Consider the following 18,508-nt stretch of genomic DNA (forward strand, 5'->3'; position numbering starts at 1 on the left):
CTTCGTAGTCCAATCCCCTCTACCCGAATGAGTTAATGCCATTTTGTCCCGGGAAAGAGGTCGTTCCGTGGACACGCCGACGCGGAAAACGACGTCTCAACCCGACCTGTCGGGCTTTGTTGAGAGTGAATCCGGCTAACGTTGAGAAATCGTCTCAGGACCGGGCTACTCGCGCCAGACGGCGTCGAAGAGCGCGAAGGCCGCCGTCGTGACGACGCCGTCGTACGCCACGAGCACCCGCACGAAGTCGAGGCCCGCCGAGAAGTCCACATCCCGCGCCGCCACCTGCGTGCCCGAGACGGCCGCGATGAGCGGCGGGAGAAGGAGCGGGATGGAGAGCACGGCGAAGAGCGCTCCCTTGGCTGACGCCTTCGAAACAAGCGCCGCCGTGAACGTGGAGGCGCCCGCGAGGCCGAGGCAGCCGAGCACCAGGAGCGCGACGAAGAGAGATGGACAGGCGATCTCGAAGGAGGTCAGGACGAGGAAGAGCGGCACGATGAACGCCGTCACCGCGAAGAGAAGAACGATGTTCACGAGGTACTTGCCGAGGAGGACCGCGGCGGGCGGCGCCGCGAGCCGCAGGGCGGCGGCCGTTCCGCCCTCCTCTTCCTTCACGAACACGCGCGCGAGGCCCGTCATCGCCGAGAAGAAGATGACGATCCACAGGAGCACCGCGTTCACGGTGGGCCGGTCCTCGGGCGCGAGGCGCGTCGGGCCGACGGCGTAACCGACGAGGACGAGGACCGCGAACGCGAAGAGGAAGAGCGCGTTCACGGCAACCCGCGTGCGCCATTCCGCGAGGAGGTCCTTTCGGAGGATGGCGAGAGCGGCCTCGAGGAGGGGTGCGGGCCGGCGCGCGCTCATAACGACACGGTCTCGTCGGCCAGCGCGAGGTCCCGCGGATCGTTCGAGGCGATGATCGCGATTCCCCGGGCGCGCTGAGCGGCTACGACTCGGGCGACGACTTCGACGCCGTCTGCGTCGAGGTTCGAGGACGGCTCATCGAGGAAAAGGACGGCGGGGTCGTGGAGCGTCGCGTACGCAAGCTTGACGCGCTGGCGCTGGCCCGTAGAAAGAGAAGAGAGAGATTTCTTCGAGTGTGAATTCTCGGGAAGGCCGACTCCCGCGAGGAGCTCTATCGCGCGGGAAGTCGCTCGCCCGCGGACCCTTTCGAAGAAATCGAGGTTCTCCTCTGCGGTCAGCTCTCCGTAGAGGGCGAGATCCGGCGCCACCCACCCGATGCACCACGGAACGTCACGGGGGCCGAAGCCCGCCCCCTCTTCACCTTCAAAGAAAATCTTCGTGCTTCCGGCGCTCGGACGGATCAGGCCCGCGAGGGTCTTGAGGAGCGTCGTCTTTCCGCTCCCGTTCGAACCCGCGACGCCGAGGACGCTCCCCGCCGGGACCTCGAACGACAGCGGGCCGAAGATCCTCCGGGCGCCATAGGAGCGCGTCAGGCCATCGACAACGAGACGCATGCGGGCGGAAGGATAATCCCTCCCGTGGTGCAGCGATTTCTCGGCGTCCTCGTCTTTCTCGCGATCTCGCTCTGGAAGGCGACGCTCCGCATCACGATCGTCGGCGAGGAGAACCGGCAGGCGATCCGCGCGAAGGGGAAGAAGCCGCTCCACGCGATCTGGCACCAGCGGATGGTGGGCGGGATCCTCGCGCACCGGGGCGAGGGCTACGTCACGATGGCCTCGAAGAGCGAGGACGGGGAGATCATCGCGACGTTCCTCAAGTACTGGGGCTTCGTCGCGGCGCGCGGCTCGTCCTCGCGCGGGGGCGACGTCGCCTCCGCCGAGTTCCTCGAGGCCCTGGCGTCGGCTCCCGGCGGAGCGCTGACGCCCGACGGCCCGCGCGGGCCCGCGCGGACGTGCAAGCGCGGAATCCTCGTCCTGGCCGAGCAGGGGAGCGGCCTCGTCCTGCCGTCGTCCTCGTCGTCGTCGAACCCGCGCTTCCTGAACTCGTGGGACCGTTTCCTCATGCCGCTCCCGTTCTCGCGGTGCGTCGTCGTCTTCGGGCCGCCGCTCGAGCGGGGGGGCGAGGAGACCGAGGCGACGTTCCTCGCCCGGGCAGCTGCCGCGATCGACGCCGCGACCGACGAGGCGGACCGTCTCTGCGGCGTCGCGAACGCGCCGCGCGAAAGGCTGAGGAAGGCATGACGCTTCCCGTCACCCTTGCGGACGTCGAGGCCGCCCGGCTCCGGGTCGCGCCATACGTCCACCGCACGCCCGTCCTGACCTCCTCGAGCCTAGAAGCGCGCGTCGGCGCGCGCCTCTTCTTCAAGTGCGAGACGTTCCAGAAGGTCGGCGCCTTCAAGGCGCGCGGCGCGTTCTCGCGTCTGACGCTTCTGTCCCCGGAAGAGCGGCGCCGCGGCGTCGTCGCCTTCTCGTCGGGCAACCACGCGCAGGCGGTCGCCCTCGCCGCGCGGACGCTCGGCATCTCCGCGACGATCGTCATGCCGCACGACGCGCCCGCCCTCAAGCTCGCGGCGACGCGCGGCTACGGGGCGACGGTGAAGGTGTACGACCGCGCGCGGGAGAGTCGCGAGGCGATCGCGAAGGACATCGTCGAGCGCGAGGGGCGCATCCTCGTCCCGCCCTTCGACGACCCGGCCGTGATTGCGGGGCAGGGCACGGCGGCCCTCGAGCTGCTCGAGGACGCGCCGGACCTCGACCTCGTCCTCGCCCCGTGCGGCGGCGGCGGCCTGCTCTCGGGCGTCGCGGTCGCCGCGACGGCGCTCCGCCCCGGGATCGGGGTGTGGGGCGTCGAGCCGGAGGCCGGGGACGATTTCAAACGCTCGCTCGCGGCCGGGCATCCGGTCGAGATCCCGGTCCCCGCCACGATCGCGGACTGCCTTCAGACGACGCGCGCCGGCGTCCACACGTTCGCGATCGTGTCCGCTCTCGCGAAGGGGATCCTGACCGTTTCCGACCTCGAGCTCAGGATCGCGATGTCGGTCCTCTTCGCGCGCATGAAGCTCGTCGTCGAGCCCGGCGGGGCGGCTGGGCTGGCGGCGCTTCTCGCCGGGAGGGTTCCGGACGCGGCGGGCAAGCGCATCGGCGTCGTGCTCTCGGGCGGAAACGTCGATCCGGAGGCCTTCGGCCGGCTCGTGACGGGACTGCCCGCGGGCTCGGTCTAGAAGGCGACGTTCACGCCCGCGCTGACGCGGAGCGTGTCGGATCTCAGGCCCAGGTCCTTGACCGCCGTGACGTCGAGGAACGTCCAGCGTCCGTCGACCCAGAGCGAGAGCCTCTCGCCCGCGCGCACGTCGACGCCGGCGCCGCCCTGAAGCGCGAAGAGGTTCTGGGACTGGTACGTCGTCCCGGCTGGGGGATTCCCGCCGTATGGATTCACCCAGTGATAGCCGATCCCGGCGAGAACGTACGGCTGCACGCGGCGCGTCGAGAAGAAGTAGAAGAGGAGCGAGCCGTCGACGGGCACGTGGTCGGCCTCCATGGTCCCGCTCGCGCCCGACCAGGACAGGCGCTCGTAGCCGGCGGAGACCTCGAGGCCGAGGGCGCCCGTCAGCCGAGGGCGCCAGTGCAGGCCGAAGGAGGGGTGCGCGCCGTCGGCGTCGGGGCCCGTCACGACGCCGACGTGGGCGCCCCACTGCGCGTCCGGATCCGAGTTCGACTGGGCGGTCGCGGGGGCGGCGGCGAGGAGCGCCGCGGCGGCGCAGGCGAGGACGGTCGGTCGGCCCGGCATCGGGGGCGGACTCTACCGCGCCCGGACCCGGGATCGCTCATAATCGCGATACCTGTGGCCGGCAGAACCTGGAAGGACGACCTCCCATCTCTGATTCTCGCGCTCGCCGCGCAGCTCGGGCTGGTCCGCGCGGTGGACTGGGCGCGCGCGAACACGGCGACCCAGGATCTGGCGCGGTCGCTGGTCGAGCACCGGTTCTACTGGGCGCCGCAGATCGGCTCGCTCCTCGTCGTCTTCCTCTTCGCGCGGCTCGTCGTGAACGCGTTGAACCTGCGCGGCGTCGCAATCGGCGACTGGCTGCGCTCCTCGGCGTTGCTCCTCGTCCTCGGCCTGGGGTGCCTCGTGGCCGCCCACCTCGACCAGATCCTCGCCCTCGGCGCGGAGCTCTTCGGGATCCCGGCGCTGCAGGCTGCCTCGCAGGACGTCGCCGCGTCTTCCTTGTCGCGCCTGCTCGCCCGCACCGCGACGCTGCGATTCGCGATCGACCTCGCCGGCCTCCTTTTCTGCCTCTTCGCGATCCGCCTCGGGAAGCCGCCTCTCCCCGACGCCCAGCTCGCGCGCGGATACGCGTCGGCGAAGGACTGGGTCCGCGCGGGCGACGCCTACCTGAAGGCCGGCGACGTGCGCCGCGCGCGCCGCATGTTCAAGAAGGGCCGCTCGTGGGCGCGCCTGGCGGCGCTGGAGCTGCGCGACGGCGACGCGGCCGAGGCGGCCCGCCTCTACCAGGATGCGGGCGACGCGTGGCTGTGGGAGGCCTCGCGCGCCTGGCTGGCGGCGGGCAATGCGGCGGCCGCGGAGGAGACGGGACTCAAGGCGCTCCAGCTCGCCCGCACGGGCGGCCGCTGGGACCGCCTCGCGGAAATCTCGGAGGCCCTCGGCGACAACGGAACCCTCGCGGAGGCGTGCCGCAAGCTCGCCGAGGCGACGACGAGCGGTCCGGTGCGTTCGGCGCTCTGGAAGCGCGCGGGCGAGGCGTACCGGGTGGCCGGGCGGCCCGGCGAGGCGGCCGAGGCGTTCCGCGCCGCGCAGGAGTACCTGCTCGCCGGAGAGCTGTTCGTCGAAAGCGGCCGCTCGACGGAGGCCGTCCAGAGCTTCGAGAAGAGCGGCGCCCTGACGAAGGCCGCGCTCGCCGCCGCGCGCGCGGGCGACGAGAAGTCGGCGCAGGAGCTCCTCGCGCGCGAGGCCGAGACGCGCGGCGACCTCGTGTCCGCCGCGGACGCGTGGCGGCGCGCCGGCCAGCCGCTCAGAGCCGCCGGCTTCTACGAGCGCGCCGGGGATCTCGTGAAGGCGGGAGACGCGTGGAAGGACGCGGGCCGCCCGGAGCGCGCGGCCGCGCTCTACCAGAAGGGCGGCGCGAGCGAGGCGGCGGCGGAAGCGTACGAGGCGACGAACCAGCACGAGAAGGCGGCGACGATCTACGTCGAGCTCAAGCAGTACGACAAGGCCGCCGCGCTGTTCCGCGCCGCGGGACGCCTGCCTGCGGCGGCGGCCGCGCTGCAGGCGGGCCACCAGTACGACGAGGCCGCGCAGCTCTTTCACAGGACGGGCCGGAGCCTCGAGGCCGCTCGCTGCGCCCTCCTCGGCGGGCACCGCGAGAAGGCCTGGGAGTACCTCACGAGCGTGCCGCGCAACGACGAAGGGCTCGCGGAGCTTTTCCACGACCTCGCGCGCGCGCACCTCGCGGTGAACGAGCCGGAGGACGCCATCCACGTTCTGCGCGAGTTCCTGCCGCGCGGGCCGGTCCAGGCCGACAACCTGCCGCTCCACATGACGCTCCTCGGGGCGTTGCGCGCCGCCGGCGACTCAAGCGAGGGCATCGAGCTGGGCCGCATCGCCGCCTTCGACCCGTCCGTCCTCGACGGCTCGAGCGTGGCGCCGCAGCTCCCGTTCGGGGACGTCGAGAGCGACTCCTCGATGCCGTCCGCGCTCATCCGCACGCCCGCGGTGCACAAGTCCGGGCCGTATGCAGCCGTCACGCGCTCCCCGGTCACGCAGAAGGTCCAGCCGCCGCGGCTGGCCATCCCCGGGCCCGTGCCTGCGTCCGCTCAGGCCCCGCTCCCGCCGCCTTCCGCGCCGCCACCCCCGCCCGCGTTCCGGACGGGGTCGGGTCTTCCCGAGACGCCGGAGGACCGTTACGAGATTCTCGCGGAGCTGGGCCGGGGCGGCATGGGTGTCGTCCACAAGGCGCTCGACCGCAAGCTCGACCGTTTCGTCGCGGTGAAGATCCTACCGTGGCAGCTCCGCGGCGACGAGACGGCGATGCGCTACTTCAAGCGCGAAGCCAAGGCGATCGCGGCCCTCAAGCACCCGAACGTCGTCGCCCTTTACGACTACGGCGACGGCTTCGGCTCCCTCTACCTCGCGATGGAGTACCTCGAGGGCCCGAACCTCCAGAAGCTCATCAAGAAAGACCCCGAGCGCGTGAGGAAGCACTGGCGCAACTGGTTCACGCAGGCGGCGCGCGGGGTTGCGGCCGCTCATGCGAAGGGGATCCTCCACCGCGACCTCAAACCCGCGAACCTCATCCTCGACGAGCACGGCACGCTGCGCATCCTCGACTTCGGCCTCGCCCTTCCGCAGGCGGACGCGGGCGGCACGTCGAAGCTCATCGGGAGTCCCGCGTTCTTCCCGCCCGAGGTCCTGCGCGGCGAGATGCCGAGCCCCGCGTCCGACGTGTACTCGCTCGGCGCGGCCTTCTACACGCTCGCGACCGGCCGCTGGCCGTACGTCGGCGAGGACGTCCTCGTGGCGCGCCTCGAGCGCGATCCGGACGACCCGCGTCCGTACGCGCCGTTCCTGAACGAGGAGGAGATCCGGATTCTCATGAAGACGCTCGCCCGGCACCGCCCCGAGCGCTACCCGGACGGCGGCGAGCTCCTCGCGGCGCTGCTCTCGCTGGAAGGGTAGCCGCTCCGCGGGAAGCGGAATCCCTCAGTCGAGTGTCTTTCTCAGGCGGATCAGGCCCTGGCGGATCCGCGTCTTGACCGTTCCCAGCGGCTTCTTCAGCCGGTCCGCGATCTCGACGTGGGTCAGGCCCTGGAAGAACGCGAGCTCGATGGCTTCCCGCTGCGCGGGAGGAAGCGTCGCGACGGCCTCGCGCATGAGGTCGCGCGCCTGGCGGTGGGACGCCACCTGGTCGGGCGGCGCCTGCTCGTCGAGAGGGTCGAGGTTCGCGAGGGGATCGTCGAACGAGATCGTGCGGTCCTCGCGCCGGTGACGCTGGCGCCGGCGGTCGATGGCGCGCGAGCGCGCGACCGCGAAGATCCAGGCCGGCGGCGCTCCCCGCGAGGCGTCGTACTGGCCGGCCTGCCGCCAGATCTGCCAGAAGACGTCGAGCACGACGTCCTCGGTGTCCTCGGCGCTCCGGAGAATCTTCCAGACGAAGGAATGGACGGGCGAGGAGTATCGCGCGTAGAGCGCGTCGAGGGCGGCCGAGTCCCCCTGCTTGATCCGCGCGAGGAGATCGAGGTCGGCGGCGGAATCCTGCACCGGATGAGATCTTACGTTGGTCGAGACGTCATCCGGGCTTCCGCCGTCGCAGGAGATAGTGGGACACCATCCACTCGTTTCCGCCGCGGAACGCGAACAGCTCGGCGCAGGCCATGAAGAAGACGCGCCAGGCCTCGACGCGCGCCCTCCCCGATTCGCCCTGCGCCGCGAACACGGCACGTGCTTCCGCGCACCGCGCGTCGAGGTTCTCGAGCCACGCTTCGGCCGTCCGGGCGTAGTGCGTGCCCGAAACGCGCCAGTGCTCCTCGACGGTGAGATCGTCCGCGAAGCAGAAGGCGAGTCGGTCGGAGGGCATGAGGCCGCCCGTGAAGAAGTTGCGGGCCATCCAGTCGGCCTCGCCGTCCGCGACGAACGGGTAGGCCGCGTCGCGATGCGAGAAAACGTGCAGGAAGAGCCGCGCCTCGGGCCGCATCCACGCCGCGACGCGGGCGAAGAGCGCTTCCCAGTTGCGCATGTGCTCGAACATCTCGACCGACACGACACGGTCGAACGTGGCCCCCGGGGCGAAGTCGTTCATGTCGGCCGTCACGATCCGGAGATTCGCGAGGCCGCGGCGGCGGGCTTCCTCCTCGATGTGGGCGCGCTGGTCGCGGGAGTTCGAGACCCCCGTGATCCGGGAATTCGGAAACCGCTCGGCCATGAAGAGCGAAAGGGAGCCCCATCCGCAGCCCAGCTCGAGCACTTCCTGTCCGTCCTCGAGCCGCGCGCGCCGGCAGGTGAGGTCGAGCATGGCCTCCTCCGCGGCGTCCAGGGACGTGACGCCGGGAGGAAACAGCGCGCTCGAGTACTTGAGGCGCTTCCCGAGCGCGAGCTTGAAGAACGCGGGCGGCACCTCGTAGTGCTGGTCGTTCGCGGCGCGGGTCTCGAGCGCGATCGGGCCCTGCCGCATCGCGGCGACGAAGGCCGCGTGCCTTAGCTGGACCTCTTCGGCGTCGCCCGCGTGCTCTTCCACGAGGCGACGGGAGCAGAGCCGGCGGATCGCGGCCCTGAGGACGACGTCCGGGACGAGGCCGGACGAGACGAGACGGTCGGCGTTCATGTCTTCGGGAACCACGGCACGAACGCGCTCGTCGTGCGCTGGTAGCGGCGGTAGTCCTCGCCGCGCGACCGCAGCGCCTGCTCTTCCGTGGCCGGAATCCCTGTCACGCGGAGCAGGAAGAACAGCATGAGCGCCGGGCAGAGCGCGGCCAAAGCCCCCCACGGCGATCCGAGGGCGAAGACGAACCACGCGACCCACACGAGCCATTCGAAGAAGTAGTTCGGGTGGCGCGAATACCGCCAGAGCCCGGTGTCGCAGGTCCTGCCGCGATTCGAGGGATTCCGCTTGAAGGCGTTGAGCTGAGCGTCGGCGAGGCTCTCTCCCGCGATGGAGACGAGCCAGAGCGCGGCCCCCGCGATCTCCCACCCCGAGAAACGCGGCTCGGGGTTCAGGACGGCGAGAAGCATCGGCAGCGACAGGAAGACGTCGAGCAGCCCCTGGAAGAGGAAGAAGAACAGGAATCTCCGGGAGACGTTCGCTCCCTTTCCGGACCACTCGGCGCGGAGCGCCCGATATCGGCCCTCCTCGGGCTCGCCATGCAGGCGGCGCGCGAGGTGAGCGGTGAGGCGCACCGACCAGATGAGCGCCATCGCGGCCACGGCGGCGCGGCGCGGCGGCCAGCCGGAGCCGAGAAGCGCGTAGAGGAGCGCGACGAGGCCGATGCCGAGGGACCACCCCGCATCCACGATCCCCGCGTTCTTCAACCGGAGGTGCCACGCCCAGAGCGCCGCCATCATCGTGAGCGCAACGGCCGTGGCCAGGAGCGCGAGGCGAAGCGCCTCGGGTCCGTTCACGGCGCTCCCCGGTAGGCCGGAATCGGCCCGAGCGAGCGGTTGCCGGACCGGGTCAGGACGAGATGGACGTCGTTCACGTAGCGCTCGACGAATCCGCCCTCGCAGTAGGCGAGGTAGTACTCCCACATGCGGAGGAACCGTTCGTCGAAGCCGAGGGCCGCGGCCTCGGCTCGGCGTTCGAGGAAGCGGGTGCGCCAGCGGCGCAGCGTCTCGGCGTAGTGCGGCCCGATCTCCTCAAGCCGGTCGATGAAGAGAGTCGTGTGGCGCGAGAGGGCCGAGGTGATGGCCGTGAGCGAGGGCACGTGGCTGCCCGGGAAGACGTGCTTCTTGATGAAATCGGGCCGGGCGAGCAGCCGGTCGTGCCGATGGTCCGGCACGGTGATCGTCTGGAAGACGGCGAGGCCATCCGGCGCGAGAAGCGCGTCGCAGGTCTCGAAGAAACGTCCGAGGTACTCGAACCCCACCGCCTCGAGCATCTCGATCGACACGATGCGGTCGAACCGCTTTCCCTCCGCCGGGAGCGTCCGGTAGTCCACGAGGCGGATGTCCACGAGGTCTGAAACACCGCCGTCCCGCGCGCGCTCCTTTGCAAGGGCCATCTGCTCCGTCGAGAGCGTGAGGCCGGTGACGCGGCATCCGTAGGTGCGGGCGGCCCAGACCGCGAAGCCGCCCCACCCGCAGCCGATCTCGAGCACGTTGACGCCCGGGCCGAGACCCGCGAGGTCGGCGATCCGGCGCCACTTGTTGCGCTGCGCGTCCTCGAGCGACTCGTCCTCCCGGGAGAACAGCGCGCACGAATAGGTCATCGTCTCGTCGAGGAAGAGCCGGTAGAAAGCGTTCCCGAGGTCGTAGTGCGCCTGGATGTTCCGGCGGGCGCCCGCCGGCGAGTTGCGCCGCGCGGCGTGAAGCAGGCGGTTGCCCCAGTTCCGGAGGCGCGCGAGAGGCGTGTCGCGGTCGAAGCGGTCGGCGTTCGCGATGAAGAGCCGGACGACTGCGACGAGGTCGTCGGTCTTCCAGTCGCCATCCATGAAGGCCTCGGCCGCCGCCAGGTCGCCGCCCGTGACGAGCCGCCGGAACGCGCGCCAGCGAACGGCCTCGACGCGCGCCGACGGGCCCGCGCCGGGGTCGCCGAAGCGCTGGACGGTGCCGTCCGGGAAGACGAAGCGGAGGGCGCCGCCCTTCAACCCCGCCAGCTGTCGCAGGACGAGGCGGACGGCGAGGCGGTCGGCGGCCGAGGGCGCCACGGCCGCGGGGGCGAGAGAACGGTCTTCGGCAAACGGGGTCGAGCTCAAGCGTTTCTCCTCGCTTCCGGGCTTTTCCTTGCGAACGGGGACCGGGGCGCGGCCCCGGCGTAAAGGGCGCCCTCGGGCGGCGCGGGCTTCGTGAAGGACGGAACGCGTTTCAGGAGCAGGAAGAACGCGTGCAGGTGAATCCACGCCATGACGCGGAGGGGCATCAGGGGGTGCCGGACGAGAGCGCCCAGAAGGGAGCGAGCCGTCAGCGGCGAGCGCCGCCCCGCGAAGAACGCCTCGAAGAACTTGCCGCCTTCGGCGCCCGCCGCGAACTCGTCGACGTGCGCGCGCAGGGTTTCCCCGGGAGGCGTCACCACGAACGTGTACGTCGTGTCCATTCCGATGAACGGCGAGATGTGGAACGCCTTCGGGAAGCGCGCCGAGATCGTCCCGGCGTCGTCGCCTTCCGGGCGCCTCAGCAGGTAGGCGTACCCCTCGCCGAACGTGTTGTTGATCTCGGCGATCGCGAAGGCAAAGCGCCCGGCCCCGTCGAAGGCGTAGTAATAGTTGACCGGGTTGAACGCGTACCCGAGCACGCGGAGGTGAGTCAGCAGGAAGAGCCGCGCCGGAGGCGGTACGCCGCGCGCCGCGAGCCACCGGTTCGCCTTTTCGCGGATCGAGCCCTCGTCCTTCCCCATGTAGTCGCCGTCGTAAAGGCTCGTGAGGTTCGCGCGGCCGTGCGAGAAGAACGGGATCTCCCTCTCGAGAGAGGCGAGGTCGTCCACGTCCACGAGGGCCTCGTACACGCTGTGCTGGAAACGGTGCGCCTTCGGAGTGAAGCGTTCGTGCCGCACGACGCCCGTGTAGAGCGAAGGAGCGGGCAGGCTCATGGGAAAGCCACCCCGAGGGCCGCCGCCACCGCGATCCCGGAATTGAGGCCGTCCTCGTGAAAGCCGTTCCCGAAGTACGCGCCGGCGAAGTAGGTGCGCCGCGTCCCGGAGAGGCGCGGAAGCTCGGCCTGCGTCGCGAGGCTCTTCGTCGTGTAGACGGGATGGGTGTAGAGCATGCTCGCGATCCGCGCGCCTTCGGCCACGCGGCGCGCGGGGTTCAGGGTCACGAGGTACTTTCCGGGGCCCGGCACGCCCTGGAGCCGGTTCAGGTCGTACGTCACCGTGGCCCGCTGCCCGGGCTCCCGGCAGTCGGCGAGACGGTAGTTCCACGAGGCCCGCGCCTTCTCCCGCGAGGGCAGGAACGACGCGTCCGAATGCAGGACCGTGTCGTTCGCCGAGTACGTCCACGCGCCGAGGAGGCGCGTCTCGTCGTCCGAGGGATCGGCCAGCAGGGCGATGGCCTCGTCCGCGTGCGTGGCGACGACGGCGGCGTCGAACCGCTGCGTCCCTCCGTCCGTGAAGCGCAGCGTCACGCCCGACGCGTCGCGGGAAAGGGATCGCACCGGCGTCGCGAGATGCAACCGCTCGCGGAAGGGAGCCGTGAGCGCCGCCACGTACCGGCGGCTGCCGCCCGTGACCGTTCTCCATCGGTATTGCGTCGTGACGCCGAGGAAGCCGTGGTTCCGGAAGAAACGCACGAGGAGGCCCGCCGGAAACTCCTCGATGCCGAGCGTTCCGGACGACCACACGGCCGCCGCCATGGGCGCGAGGTAGTGCCGCTTCATCGCGTCGCCGTAGCGGCCCTCGCGCAGAAAGGCCCCCAGCGTGATCCGGTCGGCGTCCCCGCGGTCGAGGAGGCGCGGGGCCTCGCGGTTGAACCGGGCGATGTCCCGGAGCATTCCGAGGAAGGACGGCGAGACGAGGTTCGAAGGCTGCGCGAAGACGCCCGAGAGGCCCGTGCCGCACCACTCGAGGCCGCAGGCCTCGCAGCGGACCGAGAACGACATGTCGCTCTCGTGGTGCGGCGTGCCGAGAGCCTCGAACAGCCGGCAGAGGTTCGGATACGTCTCGCGGTTGAACACGAGGAAGCCGGTGTCCACGGGAACGGCGCCCCCGCGGGCCGGCGCGTCCTGCGTGTGGGCGTGCCCGCCCGCTCGGGCCTCACGGTCGAAGACGCGGACCGTGTGCCGGCGGGACAGCAACCAGGCCGCCGACAGGCCGGAAATCCCCGTGCCGATCACCGCGATGTCCAGGAGCGCACCCCCACGGAGTCAAATACGCCTGGCGACGGAATCCGGATGAGCGTGCGGGTGGGTTCCCGATCAGCGGGCGGCGCGCGTCGGCTTGCGGAGCAGCTTCGGCGGCCGCGGGGCCTTGCGCGCGGCCGGGCGGTTCGCGCGGAGCCAGTCGCGCAGCGCAACGGCGTCGCTCACGCAGGCATCGGCGCCTGCGAGCGGAACGAGCGCCGGGTCGAGACGGAACGCAAGCCCTCCCGCGAGCACCTTCGTGCCGGGGACGGCCTTCCGGATCTCCTTCACGAGCGGCGCGCACCCGACGACGTGCGCCGCGAGAGCGATCGAGAGTCCCACGGCGTCCGGCTGGCGCATCGAGACGAAGTGAATCGCCGCCTCGCGGGGCAGGTTCGCGCCGAGGAACTCGACCTGCCAGCCTTCCTGCCGGCCGATCTCGGCGACGATGCGCGCCCCGAGATCGTGAAACTCGCCGGCCGGACAGACGAGCACGAGGCGGGGCGCGCCGAGGCCGGGCAGGGGGACGTCCCGCGCGCCGAGCTGGAAGGCGCGCGCCACGAGCGCCGTGGCGAGATGCTCTTCGCCGATGGAAATCTCGCCGCGCTGCCACATCGCCCCGACCTGATCGAGGGCGGGCTCGACGAGGTCCCGCGCCACGGCCGCGAGATCCATCCGGTGGGCGCGCGCGCGCTCGAAGACGGCCTGCACGGCCGACTCGTCGCCCGCGAGGAGCGCCACGAGAAGGGGACCCCAGTCCGGCCGCTCCTGACGGGCTGGAGCCTGGCGTCGTTTGGCAGGCACGGAAGGCACGATAAAGGATACGGCGCGCATCTTCACGCGGATTCTTCGGCCTCGAAGCGCCGCCGGATCGCCTCGCGCCGGAAGTCGAAGATGCGGCCGAGGGTGCGCTCGACGAAGACCGCGTGGGCCAGCGATCCGAGCGGGCCCATCGGCAGGGAATAGTCGACGACGTCGCGCACGAGCGTGGACTCCCCGTCGGACTCGAACTCGTGGGCATGGTGCCAGAAGGCGTAGGGGCCGGACTCCTGCTCGTCCACGAAACGCACGCCGGGCTCCCATGCGGTGATCCGGGTGCGCCAACGGAGCGGGATTCCGAACAGGGAGAGCGCGTAGTCGATGTGCGCGCCTGTGCGCATCTCGACGGGCGCCGGCGTCAGGATCCGGAAGCGCAGGAATGGCGGCGTGATCTCTTCCAGATTCGACGCGTCGGCGAAAAACGCGAAGACGGCCTCACGGGGCCGCGGGATGCTTTGCGTTCGCACGAGTCGATGCGTGCGTCCCGCCATCGCGCTCATGCAGCCAGCGGCGGCGCCGTCCGGGTCTTCGGGGCGCCGAGCGCAGAGGCGGCGATGCCGCGGAGCATGCCGCCGAAGACGAAGCGGTGAAGCGGATAGAGGGCGTACCAGTAGGCGAGGCCAAAGAGGCCGGAGGCGTCGAAAACGGCGGTCTGTCGGATCTCGGTGCCGCTCGGAACGGGCGTGATCTCGAACTGCAGCCAGGCCCGGCCCGGGACCCTCATCTCGGCCCGCAGGCGCAGCAGATGGTCCGGTTCGACGGCCTCGACGCGCCAGAAGTCGAGGGCATCGCCTTCCCGGAGCTCGTCCGGGTTGCGGCGGCCGCGGCGGAGGCCGACGCCTCCGGCGAGGAGATCGAGGAAGCCGCGGAGCCGCCAGAGGACGTTGCCGTAGTACCAGCCGTTGTCTCCTCCGATGCGCCGGATCGGGGCGAAGGCCGCCGAAGGCGGGACCGGAACGACGGCCTTCCGGCTGTCGACGAAGCGGGTGCCGATCCGGTCGCCTCCGTAACGCTCGGTCAGCCCCGAGGCGGAGAGAGCGTCCGACCAGCGCGTCCGGGCGAAGGCGTCGTCCTCGTTCACGAGAGCCCGCCCGATCGCCTCGCGCACGCCGCGCGGTTTGACGGGGAAGGCGTTGGCGGCGGCGGGGTCCCGGATCACGGTGGGATTGCGCATGCTGTCCACGAGCTTGCGTCCCACGCGCGCGTAGAGCGGGGTCACGAGGGCGAGCCAGAGGCTCGACAGCCGGGGCGTCAGGAGCGGAACGGGAATCAGGAGCCGTTTCAGGCCGCGCTGGCGCGCGTACTCGCGCATCAGGTCGCCGTAGGTCACCCGATCCGGGCCGCCGATTTCGTAGACGCGCTCGGCGCCTTCCGGAAGATCGAGCGCCGCGGCCAGGAAGGCGATCACGTCTTCGACGGCGATCGGCTGGGCTTCCACCGCGACCCAGCGCGGGCAGATCATCACGGGGAGCCGCTCGACCAGCGCGCGGATCATCTCGAAGGAGAGACTGCCGGAGCCGAGCACGATCGAGGCCCTGAGCTCGACGACCGGAACCCCCGACTCCCGCAGGATCGCGCCCGTCTCGTGGCGGCTCCGGAGGTGCTCGGAGAGCCCGCCCCCGGCCTCGCCCAGTCCGCCAAGGTAGACGATGCGCCTGACGCCGGCTTCCCGCGCGGCCGTGCCGAAGATCCGCGCGGCCTCCCGGTCGCGCGCGGCGAAATCCTCGCCGCCCATCGAGTGGATCAGGTAGTAGGCCGTGTCGACGCCCGCGAGGGCTCGCGCTACGGCCGGAGCGTCGAGCGCGTCGCCGGCGGCGAGGTCGGTCGAGGGAGCGGCCCGGCCGCGCAGCTCCTCGGGACGGCGGACGAAGCATCGCAAGGCCACGCCCCTCCGCTCGAGCTCCGCGTGCAGCCTCCCGCCGACGTAGCCCGTCGCGCCTGTCAGCAGGATCAGGCGTCCGGCCATCGGCGTGTGCATGAACCCTCCCCGAGTGCCTACGAACCGACGCCGGAAAGGGATGTCGTGGGCCTAGAGGATCCGGACCCGTACCTCGCGGACCAGCTCAGGCTCCGTGATCTCGACCTTTTCCTCGACGGCGGCTCGCTGGATGAGCCCGCGCTCGCCCTCGACGATGAGCGTCATGCCCGTCTCGATCTCGTCGAACGTGGCCTCGAGGACGGATTCGTCCGGGTTCTTCACGATGACGGACTCCACGACGGCGGGCTCGCGGCCCGCGACGACGAGACGGAACGTGGAGGTTTCCTTGGCGTTCTTGTTCTTTTCCTTGCGCGCGAGCTCGCGCGCCCTTTTCTGTGCTCTCTTCTGTCTGATTTCCCAGGCCCGCATGCGGCTCCTTCCGGGCGCGCGAGGCGCCGTCGGCGGGCATGATACCCGCCGGGCGGTAACCTCCGCTCCGGAGGCATCGATGAAGGCTCTCTACCTCGCCGCGCACGGCGGCCTCGACGTGCTCCAGTTCGGCGACCGGCCCGATCCCGCGGCCGGTCCCGACGAGATCCTCGTGCGCGTCCGCGCCGCCGCCCTGAACCGGCTCGACCTCTTCGTGCTTGCCGGAATCCCGGGCGTCCCGATCGCCCTCCCGCACGTCCCGGGTGCGGACGGCTGCGGCGTGGTCGAGGCGCTTGGCGCCGGCGTGAAGGGCCCCGCGCCCGGCACGCGCGTCGTGATCCAGCCCGGGCTCTCGTGCGGCGCGTGCGAATTCTGCCGGGCCGGCCAGCAGAGCCTGTGCATCTCCTTCCGGATCCTCGGCGAACACCTCTCCGGGCACGTTCGCCGAGCTCGTCGCGGTGCCGGCCGCGAACGTCTCCCGGCGCCGGCCGGACTCACCGGACGAGCAGGCGGCGGCGTTTCCGCTCGCTGCGCTCACGGCGTGGCGCCTCCTCGTCACGCGCGCGGCGCTGAAGCCGGGCGAGACGGTTCTCATCCACGGGATCGGCGGCGGCGTCTCCACGTTCGCGCTGCAGATCGCGAAGCTCTGCGGGGCCTCGCGCGTGATCGTGACGTCGTCCTCGGAGGAGAAGCGCGCCCGCGCGAAGGAGATGGGCGCCGACGACGTCCTCGACTCGAAGGACGACGTCGGCAAGCGCGTCCGCGAGCTGACGAAGAAACGCGGCGTCGACGTCGTCGTCGACTCCGTCGGCGCGGCCACGTGGAAGCACTCGCTCGTCGCGGCGGCGAAAGGCGGCCGGATCGTCACCCCGGGCGCGACCTCGGGACCGAACCCCGAGGAGGAGATCCGCCACATCTTCTGGAAGCAGCTCTCGATCCTCGGCTCGACGATGGGGACCGACGCGGAGTTCGCGGCGCTTCTCGCGGCCGTCTCCGCGGGCCGCATCGTGCCCGTCGTGGACTCGGTCATCCCGCTCGCGGAAGGGCGGAAGGCTTACGAGCGCATGCAGTCGTCCAACGGCCTCGGAAAGATCGTCGTGAAGGTGGCCGGATGAGCGCGTCCGACGCCGATCTCCCGATGCTCCGCCACACGGTCGCGACGCTCGCGTACCGCGCGGGCAAGGTCCTGCGCGACGCGCCGCCGGCGTTCGGCGGCTTCCGGGCGGGCGAGGGCGGGAAGACGGCGGTCGAGATCCTCGCGCACATGGGCGACCTCTTCGACTGGGCGCTCACCATGGCGGACGGGAAGGCCGTCTGGCACGACGCCGTGCCGCTCCCGTGGGAGGGCGAGGTCGCGCGCTTCTTCGCGGCGCTCGAGCGCTTCGACGCGCGGCTCGCCGGAGGCGGCCCGCTCGCCCAGCCCGCGCCGAAGATCTTCCAGGGTCCCGTCGCGGACGCCCTCACGCAGGGCAGCTCGCGATGCTGCGCCGGATGTCGGGGGCGAAGATGAAAGGCGAGAACTACTTCGTCGCCGACGTCGCCGCCGGCCGCGTCGGGATCGCGCAGGCGGCGCCCCGCCGCGAGTTCGACTGAGCGGGCGGCCGGACTGAGCAATTCTTGAGGAGTTCCCGAGGACTGGGCGGGGCTCCGGCACCTATCTTCGATGCGTCCGATCGAAGTGGAGGTTCCCATGATCTCGAAGGGCGTGCGTTCACTGGTCCTGCGGGGGAGTCCGGCTCTGATCCTGTCCGTTCTTTTTGCGCTCACGGCCTCGGCTGCCGAGGAAGCCTCGGCGCCTCCCGAGAGATGGAGCGCGCCGCCCTACTGGACGCCGCCCGTCCCCGAGCCGCAGGGGCGCCGGGCGCTCGTCGCGGGCCCTGTGGCGCTGCCGTTCATCGCGCTGCCCCCGTGCCGGCTCGTCGACACCCGCGGGAATGCGCCGCTCACGGGCGGCTTCCTGCCGCCGGCCACTGTGCGGAGTTACACGCTGACCGGCGTTTGCGGCGTCCCCGCGAACGCGCAGGCGGTCTCGCTCAACGCCACGGTCGTGTACCCGACCGGCCCGGGCTTTCTGACGCTTTATCCTCAGGGCGGGACGTTTCCCCCCGTCTCGACACTGAACTACCTTGGGAACGACGTCATCGTCAACGCGGCTGTCGTGCCCCTGAGCGGGACGGGCGGGATCTCGATGGCGCTGGGCGTCTCGGGCGGTCACGTCGTCCTCGACACGAACGGGTACTACGCGACCGTTCCGAGCGTCAGCAGTCTGAATGCACTGACCGGAGACCTGACGCTGCAGGGCGGCGGGATCGTCACGGTCATCCCCAATGCAGGCACGATCACGATCGCGGTTCCTCCCGGCGTCACGAGCATCGCGGGGACAAACGGTATTTCCGCCTCGCCGACGTCGGCGTCGGGTGACGTGACGGTGACGTCGAACGCGACGGACACGGCCTTAGGGGGCACGATCGTTTCGCGTAGTGGAGGTGGCGACTTCTCCGCCCATACCGTCACACTCAACCAGGCTTTGATCTTTGGCAACTCGTTTTGGTGGCGGCATTTTTCGCTGGCGGGACGAATCGATTTTCTTCACGGTTTTGGGGCAGCGGGAACGTATTTCTCGAGAGAACGCGGGCAACATCACGCTCACGGTCGGGAGCGCAAATTCGAACGTGGGCGCTGGACGCCTCTCGCTCAGCAGCCTGACGTCAGGTCAGGGGAACACGGGTGTGGGTCACGAGAGCCTGATGAGCGCCACGAACGGCAGCAATAACGTCGCCGTGGGAAACGGCGCCCTCAAAAACAATACGGCCGGTAATGGCAACGTGGCTATTGGTGTTCTCGCCGGCTCTTCGCTGACGGCGGGAAACAACAACGTTCACATCGGAAATCCGGGCCTCAGCAGCGAGTTTAACGCGA

19 protein-coding genes and 1 pseudogene are annotated in these 18,508 nt (G+C 70.7%); 7 read left to right on the forward strand and 13 right to left on the reverse strand.

What is annotated here, in order from left to right; genetic code table 11:
* Window positions 1-165: 165 nt before the first annotated feature.
* Window positions 166-864 carry a heme exporter protein CcmB gene (locus IPL89_15390; protein MBK9064556.1) on the reverse strand — a complete coding sequence of 233 codons (699 nt, stop codon included), beginning with the start codon at window positions 862-864 and terminating at the stop codon, window positions 166-168.
* Window positions 861-1,478: an ABC transporter ATP-binding protein gene (locus IPL89_15395; protein MBK9064557.1), complete on the reverse strand. Its 618-nt coding sequence runs from the start codon at window positions 1,476-1,478 to the stop codon at window positions 861-863. The genes IPL89_15390 and IPL89_15395 overlap by 4 nt, the downstream gene beginning before the upstream one ends.
* A 27-nt stretch (window positions 1,479-1,505) precedes the next feature.
* On the opposite strand from IPL89_15395, the gene IPL89_15400 reads away from it, so the two are divergent.
* Together IPL89_15400 and IPL89_15405 are read left to right on the forward strand one after the other, a co-directional pair.
* Complete coding sequence (locus IPL89_15400; GenBank protein ID MBK9064558.1) at window positions 1,506-2,165, forward strand: DUF374 domain-containing protein; 660 nt, start codon at window positions 1,506-1,508, stop codon at window positions 2,163-2,165.
* A complete protein-coding gene (locus IPL89_15405; protein MBK9064559.1) occupies window positions 2,162-3,145 on the forward strand; it encodes a pyridoxal-phosphate dependent enzyme in 984 nt (327 codons plus the stop codon). Before IPL89_15400 ends, IPL89_15405 begins: the two co-directional genes overlap by 4 nt.
* On the opposite strand, the gene IPL89_15410 is transcribed toward IPL89_15405, so the two are convergent.
* Entirely contained in the window at window positions 3,142-3,711 is a 570-nt protein-coding gene (locus IPL89_15410) for an outer membrane beta-barrel protein (GenBank protein MBK9064560.1), read from the reverse strand. The genes IPL89_15405 and IPL89_15410 overlap by 4 nt on opposite strands.
* A 54-nt stretch (window positions 3,712-3,765) precedes the next feature.
* Here IPL89_15410 and IPL89_15415 point away from each other — a divergent pair, with 54 nt between their 5' ends.
* Complete coding sequence (locus IPL89_15415) at window positions 3,766-6,618, forward strand: protein kinase (GenBank protein MBK9064561.1); 2,853 nt, start codon at window positions 3,766-3,768, stop codon at window positions 6,616-6,618.
* A gap of 24 nt (window positions 6,619-6,642) precedes the next feature.
* On the opposite strand, the gene IPL89_15420 is transcribed toward IPL89_15415, so the two are convergent.
* The 10 genes from IPL89_15420 to IPL89_15465 form a co-directional block, all read right to left on the reverse strand.
* The gene (locus tag IPL89_15420) at window positions 6,643-7,200 is read right to left on the reverse strand and encodes a sigma-70 family RNA polymerase sigma factor (protein ID MBK9064562.1); all 558 of its coding nucleotides are present in this window, start codon (window positions 7,198-7,200) and stop codon (window positions 6,643-6,645) included.
* A gap of 28 nt (window positions 7,201-7,228) precedes the next feature.
* Window positions 7,229-8,260, reverse strand: coding sequence for a class I SAM-dependent methyltransferase (locus tag IPL89_15425; GenBank protein MBK9064563.1), 1,032 nt, complete (start codon window positions 8,258-8,260; stop codon window positions 7,229-7,231).
* Entirely contained in the window at window positions 8,257-8,997 is a 741-nt protein-coding gene (locus IPL89_15430; protein MBK9064564.1) for a DUF1295 domain-containing protein, read from the reverse strand. The genes IPL89_15425 and IPL89_15430 overlap by 4 nt, the downstream gene beginning before the upstream one ends.
* Before the next feature lie 53 nt (window positions 8,998-9,050).
* Window positions 9,051-10,298, reverse strand: coding sequence for a class I SAM-dependent methyltransferase (locus IPL89_15435; protein MBK9064565.1), 1,248 nt, complete (start codon window positions 10,296-10,298; stop codon window positions 9,051-9,053).
* A gap of 44 nt (window positions 10,299-10,342) precedes the next feature.
* Window positions 10,343-11,176 (reverse strand): DUF1365 domain-containing protein, encoded by an 834-nt coding sequence (locus IPL89_15440; GenBank protein ID MBK9064566.1) that lies wholly within the window; start codon window positions 11,174-11,176, stop codon window positions 10,343-10,345.
* A complete protein-coding gene (locus tag IPL89_15445) occupies window positions 11,173-12,429 on the reverse strand; it encodes an FAD-dependent oxidoreductase (GenBank protein ID MBK9064567.1) in 1,257 nt (418 codons plus the stop codon). The genes IPL89_15440 and IPL89_15445 overlap by 4 nt, the downstream gene beginning before the upstream one ends.
* Window positions 12,430-12,498: 69 nt before the next feature.
* On the reverse strand, window positions 12,499-13,227 hold the full coding sequence (locus tag IPL89_15450; protein ID MBK9064568.1) for a cobalamin B12-binding domain-containing protein: 729 nt from the start codon (window positions 13,225-13,227) through the stop codon (window positions 12,499-12,501).
* A gap of 32 nt (window positions 13,228-13,259) precedes the next feature.
* Window positions 13,260-13,733 carry an SRPBCC family protein gene (locus tag IPL89_15455; GenBank protein ID MBK9064569.1) on the reverse strand — a complete coding sequence of 158 codons (474 nt, stop codon included), beginning with the start codon at window positions 13,731-13,733 and terminating at the stop codon, window positions 13,260-13,262.
* 5 nt (window positions 13,734-13,738) lie between these two features.
* Window positions 13,739-15,208, reverse strand: a complete 1,470-nt coding sequence (locus IPL89_15460; protein MBK9064570.1) for an SDR family oxidoreductase — start codon at window positions 15,206-15,208, stop codon at window positions 13,739-13,741.
* 63 nt (window positions 15,209-15,271) lie between these two features.
* On the reverse strand, window positions 15,272-15,589 hold the full coding sequence (locus IPL89_15465) for a hypothetical protein (GenBank protein ID MBK9064571.1): 318 nt from the start codon (window positions 15,587-15,589) through the stop codon (window positions 15,272-15,274).
* 79 nt (window positions 15,590-15,668) lie between these two features.
* Between IPL89_15465 and IPL89_15470 the strand changes: the two are divergent.
* The 4 genes and pseudogenes from IPL89_15470 to IPL89_15485 all read left to right on the forward strand — a co-directional run.
* Window positions 15,669-16,704: pseudogene (locus tag IPL89_15470) on the forward strand (zinc-binding dehydrogenase).
* Complete coding sequence (locus tag IPL89_15475; GenBank protein MBK9064572.1) at window positions 16,701-17,099, forward strand: hypothetical protein; 399 nt, start codon at window positions 16,701-16,703, stop codon at window positions 17,097-17,099. The pseudogene IPL89_15470 and the gene IPL89_15475 overlap by 4 nt, the downstream one beginning before the upstream one ends.
* 180 nt (window positions 17,100-17,279) lie before the next feature.
* Window positions 17,280-18,362 (forward strand): hypothetical protein, encoded by a 1,083-nt coding sequence (locus IPL89_15480; protein MBK9064573.1) that lies wholly within the window; start codon window positions 17,280-17,282, stop codon window positions 18,360-18,362.
* A partial coding sequence (locus IPL89_15485; protein ID MBK9064574.1) for a hypothetical protein occupies window positions 18,337-18,508 on the forward strand: 172 nt, incomplete at its 3' end. The genes IPL89_15480 and IPL89_15485, both read left to right, overlap by 26 nt.

It is taken from the genome of Acidobacteriota bacterium, assembly GCA_016716715.1.
In the GTDB taxonomy this organism is placed as follows: domain Bacteria; phylum Acidobacteriota; class Thermoanaerobaculia; order UBA5066; family UBA5066; genus Fen-183.

Bases quoted from the DNA above. Each gene is read 5' to 3' on its own strand.
- IPL89_15460 (MBK9064570.1), bottom strand. From the start codon at position 15,208: ATGGCCGGACGCCTGATCCTGCTGACAGGCGCGACGGGCTACGTCGGC.
- IPL89_15480 (MBK9064573.1), top strand. From the start codon at position 17,280: ATGATCTCGAAGGGCGTGCGTTCACTGGTCCTGCGGGGGAGTCCGGCT.
- IPL89_15440 (MBK9064566.1), bottom strand. From the start codon at position 11,176: ATGAGCCTGCCCGCTCCTTCGCTCTACACGGGCGTCGTGCGGCACGAA.
- IPL89_15390 (MBK9064556.1), bottom strand. From the start codon at position 864: ATGAGCGCGCGCCGGCCCGCACCCCTCCTCGAGGCCGCTCTCGCCATC.
- IPL89_15455 (MBK9064569.1), bottom strand. From the start codon at position 13,733: ATGGCGGGACGCACGCATCGACTCGTGCGAACGCAAAGCATCCCGCGG.
- IPL89_15410 (MBK9064560.1), bottom strand. From the start codon at position 3,711: ATGCCGGGCCGACCGACCGTCCTCGCCTGCGCCGCCGCGGCGCTCCTC.
- IPL89_15475 (MBK9064572.1), top strand. From the start codon at position 16,701: ATGAGCGCGTCCGACGCCGATCTCCCGATGCTCCGCCACACGGTCGCG.
- IPL89_15405 (MBK9064559.1), top strand. From the start codon at position 2,162: ATGACGCTTCCCGTCACCCTTGCGGACGTCGAGGCCGCCCGGCTCCGG.
- IPL89_15465 (MBK9064571.1), bottom strand. From the start codon at position 15,589: ATGCGGGCCTGGGAAATCAGACAGAAGAGAGCACAGAAAAGGGCGCGC.
- IPL89_15395 (MBK9064557.1), bottom strand. From the start codon at position 1,478: ATGCGTCTCGTTGTCGATGGCCTGACGCGCTCCTATGGCGCCCGGAGG.
- IPL89_15425 (MBK9064563.1), bottom strand. From the start codon at position 8,260: ATGAACGCCGACCGTCTCGTCTCGTCCGGCCTCGTCCCGGACGTCGTC.
- IPL89_15430 (MBK9064564.1), bottom strand. From the start codon at position 8,997: ATGATGGCGGCGCTCTGGGCGTGGCACCTCCGGTTGAAGAACGCGGGG.